Origin of the sequence: Aeromonas sp. QDB68 (genome assembly GCF_027707405.1) — a bacterium.
GTDB lineage: Bacteria > Pseudomonadota > Gammaproteobacteria > Enterobacterales > Aeromonadaceae > Aeromonas > Aeromonas caviae.
Window position 1 is genome coordinate 1 of record NZ_JAPCIQ010000148.1, and the last position, 6,202, is coordinate 6,202.

The window sequence follows — 6,202 nt, forward strand, 5'->3', positions numbered from 1 at the left end:
GGCTCTGTTGCAAAAATCGTGAAGCTTGAGCATGCTTGGCGGAGATTGGACGGACGGAACGATGACGGATTTCAAGTGGCGCCATTTCCAGGGTGATGTGATCCTGTGGGCGGTGCGCTGGTATTGTCGCTATCCGATCAGCTATCGCGACCTTGAGGAAATGCTGGCGGAACGCGGCATTTCGGTCGACCATACGACGATCTATCGCTGGGTCCAGTGCTACGCCCCGGAGATGGAGAAGCGGCTGCGCTGGTTCTGGCGGCGTGGCTTTGATCCGAGCTGGCGCCTGGATGAAACCTACGTCAAGGTGCGGGGCAAGTGGACCTACCTGTACCGGGCAGTCGACAAGCGGGGCGACACGATCGATTTCTACCTGTCGCCGACCCGCAGCGCCAAGGCAGCGAAGCGGTTCCTGGGCAAGGCCCTGCGAGGCCTGAAGCACTGGGAAAAGCCTGCCACGCTCAATACCGACAAAGCGCCGAGCTATGGTGCAGCGATCACCGAATTGAAGCGCGAAGGAAAGCTGGACCGGGAGACGGCCCACCGGCAGGTGAAGTATCTCAATAACGTGATCGAGGCCGATCACGGAAAGCTCAAGATACTGATCAAGCCGGTGCGCGGTTTCAAATCGATCCCCACGGCCTATGCCACGATCAAGGGATTCGAAGTCATGCGAGCCCTGCGCAAAGGACAGGCTCGCCCCTGGTGCCTGCAGCCCGGCATCAGGGGCGAGGTGCGCCTTGTGGAGAGAGCTTTTGGCATTGGGCCCTCGGCGCTGACGGAGGCCATGGGCATGCTCAACCACCATTTCGCAGCAGCCGCCTGATCGGCGCAGAGCGACAGCCTACCTCTGACTGCCGCCAATCTTTGCAACAGAGCCCGCCGTGCTAGTCTGCTCGGTGATGGTGGAGTGAAGCCAACCCGCAATCGGGTTATGAATCTGCATCGCGATTCGCAATCAGCTGTCTCTTGAGCATGTCGAACTCCTGCGATGTTATCTCGCCGTGCTCGTGCTGCTACACCAACTTGTCCAACTCATCCGCCACACCGCTCCCCACCACCTGCGATGGCCAGGTTGTTTGCTGGGCGCATTGGCGGAGTATCGTCTCGACCCGGGACACCCACACCGGCACAACCTTACGGGAGTGATTCACTGTCAAAGAATCGGCCCGGTGCTCTGACGCAAGTATCGGGATGGTCACCATTTGTAAGCCGTAGACCTGAGTGGTGATCAAGACTTCGATACCACCGACCGTACCGGTACTAATCGACGACGGTCGTGTTCGTCGCCTGCCGCAGGGACTCTGCACACCTCCGTTTACGCATGTGCCTGGAGGAGTTGGAAATCGTCGTGTTCGGGAAACATTAAACACAGGATGGCAGCGATCTGAGCCAGCACATGATCAGCTAGCTCACCATCCGGATCGACGGCCCACTGCATCGTCGCGCCAGCGATGACCGAGTGCAGGAGCAACTCAGCTGCCGCAGGAGCACCTGGGGGCAGTCGCTTGCGGATCCCCTCCACCACCGCGCGGTTCCGCTGGATCGCAAGCGTGCGTAGCTCCGGCACCTGGAGCTCGTACCAGGAGATGAGATAGTTCACCGAGAAGTCGTTGCGAGTGTTCATGCTCCGAACGAGCACCTGCAAAAATTCCCAGAGCCCTTGCGGCCCTGCGCCTATCGGTATCGCATTCAGGTAATGCCGCACCTGCTCGACGCCGCGCTCCATCATCCTCACCAGCAGCGTATCGCGGTTGGTGAAGCGCTGGATTAACGCTGCGCGGGAGAGCCCCACCTCCTTTGCTACTCCGCTGAGCGTGAACTCTATGGGACCGCAACGCTTCAGCACTACGGTGGCGGCCTCGAGTACCTCGTCATCGGACTTGAGCTTGGGGCGGGGCATCAGTGTTCACCTTCTGTATGGGTTGGGGCGGAGGCTGTGGCTGCCGCCGCCATTGTAGCAAATTGAAGACGGAGCGAGAGTAGAGCCACGAGCCCCGCAAACACGGCCGATACAACGAGGCCAGGGAGCGGACCAGCAAGGTCGACAAACGCGCCGGCCGCAAGCATAACCATGGGCGAGGCTGACAGCATCACCGCCGAGACCGTGCCGAGTACCCGGCCGAGAAGTTCTGGCGGCGTGCGGTTGTAGATGGCAGCGTTGAGAATGGGAGAGACTGAGCCGGTCAGCAGTCCCACGAGCGCGCCCAACAACATCAGCACCGGCACGCCTGGCAACTGTGAAAGCAGAAGCGAGCCCACCGCAGAGCCACAAAATGCCACCGCCAGCCAGTTCTGCGCTGATATCCGGGCGCCGACCGACGCATGAATGGCAATGCCAAGGAGACCACCAGCCCCCATCATTGAGGAGAACAGCCCGAGCTCTGCTACTTGGCGTCCTGCATCTACAAACAGCGCAGGCATGATGACGCTGCCGTTGGCGCCAACGATGCCCACGAAGATCATCACTATACCAAAGAGAGGGCGCAGCAGGGGTTCGCTCCAGAGAAAAGCGACGCCGGCGCGCATGGAGAGAGTCGCCGTCGTGGTCATCGTCCGAGCGGCACGCGCGGGAAGCACCCACGCGCCGAGCAGACCTGCAAGGACGGAGCAGAACGCCGTCAGCCCGAGCGTTGGCGCAGCGCCAAGCAGGCCGATTGCGGCCCCCCCAAGGGCCGGGCCACCTAGAATCGCGACGTTCCCGATCACCGCTTTCAGTGACGAGACGCGCTCAACGGAGAGCCCGGCGACGTGGCCGAGTTTGGGCAGCTCACTGTCCTGCGCGGCCATACCGGGTGCGTCGAACGCGGCACCGAGCACCACGCAAGCGATCAGCCCAGTGTTCGAGAGGGCGCCAACGGCATCGAGCAGTGGGATGCTCGCCATGGCCACGCCGCCCACCACACCCGAGATCAATGCGACGGGCGCGCGCCCGAACCGATCGACGAGGCCACCACCAACCCACGCGCCGATGATGGTCGCGATGACGCTGCTAGCGGCCGTGGCGCCCGCCCAGGCCGCGCTCTTTGTATGAGACAGGACGAACCATGGAAGCGCGAGGGCCGCCACCGCGTTGCCGATCCGGAAGAGAAAGGTCGCCGCGAACAGCGTCGCGAGCGGGCTATATCGACGTTCGCTCATTCCGCTGCGGCGAGCTGCGCCTTCGCCGCAGCGAGGTACTCTTCGTTACCCGAGTCGAGGGCGAAGAGTGCGTAGGTGACCGCCCCGAACGCAAGGCGCTCCGCGATGTGGTGGGCGAGCCGCGGCCACACCCGGCCACCGGCCGCTTCATACGTGAGGAGGAGCTTCGCGAGCCCCTCTTCACCAAAGACCATAAGGTGCGCGGCCATGTCGATGGCAGGGTCATCAACGCGGGCCTCGCTCCAGTCGATCATCCCGCTGACGCGCTCCGTGTTGTCGATGAGCACATGGCCCACGTAGAGATCGCCATGCACCACCACGGAGAAATCTGGCCACGACGAATCGTCGTCGAGCCAGCGCTGCCACCGGTGGAGGCGCTTGTCGTTCACCACGAACTCGCGTCGGACGCGGTCAACGTCGTCGGCCACCTTCTGACGGGCCTGCGTCGGTGTACGGATGAGCATCCCCGCATCCACGGCGGCGGAAATGGGGACGGCATGCAGGGCGGCGAGCGCGGTCGCGAAGCTCTCCGCGAAGACCTCCGAGTCCTGCGGCACGACCCAGTCGGGCGTGGACGAACCAGGCTGGATGACCATCGCAGTCGAGTCTTCGAGCATGGGATAGGCAACGAGCTCGGCGTTGGCCACGCGCCAGTCCGGCACCGCGAACGGCAGGCGATTCTTGAGCATTGCCAGCACCCGCGCCTCTGGTTCGACCTTCGCGCTTACCTCGGCTCGGCGCGGGATGCGCAGCACCCACCGACGTCCATCGTCGACGGTGGCGATCACGATCCTATAGTCGAGCCCAAGCTCATTGACAGTCAGCGGGCCATGGAGCTTGAGCCCATGTCGGGCTGCAAGTGCGTACAGTTGGGAGGTATCGGCGGTCGTGACTACGGTCATGATTCACTCCTGAGGGCTTGACGGGTTTAGCCACCTAAATGTAACAGTCACGTCGGTTATATTCAATCCGGCACTGTTGCAAAGTTAGCGATGAGGCAGCCTTTTGTCTTATTCAAAGGCCTTACATTTCAAAAACTCTGCTTACCAGGCGCATTTCGCCCAGGGGATCACCATAATAAAATGCTGAGGCCTGGCCTTTGCGTAGTGCACGCATCACCTCAATACCTTTGATGGTGGCGTAAGCCGTCTTCATGGATTTAAATCCCAGCGTGGCGCCGATTATCCGTTTCAGTTTGCCATGATCGCATTCAATCACGTTGTTCCGGTACTTAATCTGTCGGTGTTCAACGTCAGACGGGCACCGGCCTTCGCGTTTGAGCAGAGCAAGCGCGCGACCATAGGCGGGCGCTTTATCCGTGTTGATGAATCGCGGGATCTGCCACTTCTTCACGTTGTTGAGGATTTTACCCAGAAACCGGTATGCAGCTTTGCTGTTACGACGGGAGGAGATATAAAAATCGACAGTGCGGCCCCGGCTGTCGACGGCCCGGTACAGATACGCCCAGCGGCCATTGACCTTCACGTAGGTTTCATCCATGTGCCACGGGCAAAGATCGGAAGGGTTACGCCAGTACCAGCGCAGCCGTTTTTCCATTTCAGGCGCATAACGCTGAACCCAGCGGTAAATCGTGGAGTGATCGACATTCACTCCGCGTTCAGCCAGCATCTCCTGCAGCTCACGGTAACTGATGCCGTATTTGCAGTACCAGCGTACGGCCCACAGAATGATGTCACGCTGAAAATGCCGGCCTTTGAATGGGTTCATGTGCAGCTCCATCAGCAAAAGGGGATGATAAGTTTATCACCACCGACTATTTGCAACAGTGCCCATCGGCGTAGTAGTGGATGTGGTCGATGACAAAGCCGGTGCGGGTCAGCGTGCGCCGGAGGATCGGCAGAAAATCGACCAGGAACGAAGTAGCGCGTGTGACGACGGCCGGTACGCCGACACGCGCCACGGCCTCGGCCCAGCGCGCGGCCGGCGGTTGGAGCAGGCCGTTGTGCACCGAACCGTGGTAGGTGCCGACCGCCAATGTGAGCCAGCGCTCTAGCTCGCGCAGCGTCAGGGCGGCCTTGTTTTCGGAATCGTAGTCGCCGCGCTGGTCAGGGTTGGAGAAGGTCGTTCCCGGCAGTTCGTCGTGAATCATCTGCATCGCCGTGCCGATGATCCGTTCCACGATGCCGCCATAGTGCGGCTGTCCCAGCGGGCGATAGTCCAGCCGGATGCCATGCTGCTCGCAACCCCGGCGCAGGGCCTCGCTCTTGAACTCGGCCGCGTTGTCTAGGTAGAGCAGCAAGGGCTTGCCGCTCATCTGCCAATCCATTTCCACGTTCAGTCCTTCCAGCCAAGGGCGCTTGTCGCAGGCGACATGCACGAGGCACAGGCCAACCGAAACGGCAGACGGCGCTTCCAGCGTGACGACCATGCCGAGCACGCAGCGGGTGAACACGTCGATGGCGAGGGTCAGGTACGGGCGGCCAATAGGTTGCCGGTCGCGGTCATCGACCACGATCAGGTCGATGACCGTATGGTCTATCTGCACCTGCTCCAGCGGCGCGGTCACGGCAGGAGGCTCGCCGCCCACACCTTGTAGGTCACGAGCGGCATCCTGGCCTTCCCGCCGGCGGATGACCTTGCGCGGGTCAAGGCTAGCGATCCGTAAGGCCACGGTATTGCGCGCCGGCACTCGCAGTTTTTGAGCCTTGCACACCTGAGTGACTTCGCGGTGAAAGGCCGCTAGGCTGCGCTTCTGCTTGGTCAGGAACCGCTTTTGCAGTAGCTCGTGGATGACGCGCTCGACCGGTTCCGGCAAGCGCCCCTTACCTTTACCTCCACCGGACTGGCCGGGCACCAGATCCGTCACGAGGCCGCTGCCTTGCCGGGCACGCCGGATCAGAACGTATACCTGGCGCCGAGACAAGCCCAGCGCCTGAGCCGCCATATCGGCCGCTTCGTGCCCGACCGTCTCCGACTGCGCCAACGGACTGATGATCTCCGCACGACGGCGCGCACGCTCCCAAGCCTCATCAGGCAGAGTGGCCACGCCTTGTTCTGGAATCCGTGGGGTGTCCGTCGCCATGCTCACCTCGCTTTGGTG

General features: G+C 61.7%; 6 protein-coding genes. 1 reads left to right on the forward strand and 5 read right to left on the reverse strand.

The window, feature by feature from the left end:
* Positions 1-61: 61 nt before the first annotated feature.
* Positions 62-826 (forward strand): IS6-like element IS6100 family transposase, encoded by a 765-nt coding sequence (locus PG892_RS21190; protein WP_001389365.1) that lies wholly within the window; start codon positions 62-64, stop codon positions 824-826.
* Positions 827-1,318: 492 nt separating this feature from the next.
* On the opposite strand, the gene mphR(A) is transcribed toward PG892_RS21190, so the two are convergent.
* The 5 genes from mphR(A) to PG892_RS21215 form a co-directional block, all read right to left on the reverse strand.
* Entirely contained in the window at positions 1,319-1,903 is a 585-nt protein-coding gene (gene mphR(A) / locus PG892_RS21195; protein WP_001137892.1) for a macrolide-binding transcriptional repressor MphR(A), read from the reverse strand.
* A complete protein-coding gene (mrx(A), locus tag PG892_RS21200; protein WP_000004159.1) occupies positions 1,903-3,141 on the reverse strand; it encodes a macrolide resistance MFS transporter Mrx(A) in 1,239 nt (412 codons plus the stop codon). The genes mphR(A) and mrx(A) overlap by 1 nt, the downstream gene beginning before the upstream one ends.
* Entirely contained in the window at positions 3,138-4,043 is a 906-nt protein-coding gene (locus PG892_RS21205) for an Mph(A) family macrolide 2'-phosphotransferase (protein ID WP_000219391.1), read from the reverse strand. The genes mrx(A) and PG892_RS21205 overlap by 4 nt, the downstream gene beginning before the upstream one ends.
* Positions 4,044-4,164: 121 nt before the next feature.
* Entirely contained in the window at positions 4,165-4,869 is a 705-nt protein-coding gene (locus PG892_RS21210) for an IS6-like element IS26 family transposase (RefSeq protein ID WP_001067834.1), read from the reverse strand.
* A 46-nt stretch (positions 4,870-4,915) separates the two neighbouring features.
* The coding region (locus PG892_RS21215) for a transposase (protein WP_425536071.1) at positions 4,916-6,202 on the reverse strand (1,287 nt) is incomplete at its 5' end.

Coding starts and splice junctions, on each gene's coding strand:
- PG892_RS21210 (WP_001067834.1), bottom strand. CDS start 4,869: ATGAACCCATTCAAAGGCCGGCATTTTCAGCGTGACATCATTCTGTGG.
- PG892_RS21190 (WP_001389365.1), top strand. CDS start 62: ATGACGGATTTCAAGTGGCGCCATTTCCAGGGTGATGTGATCCTGTGG.
- PG892_RS21205 (WP_000219391.1), bottom strand. CDS start 4,043: ATGACCGTAGTCACGACCGCCGATACCTCCCAACTGTACGCACTTGCA.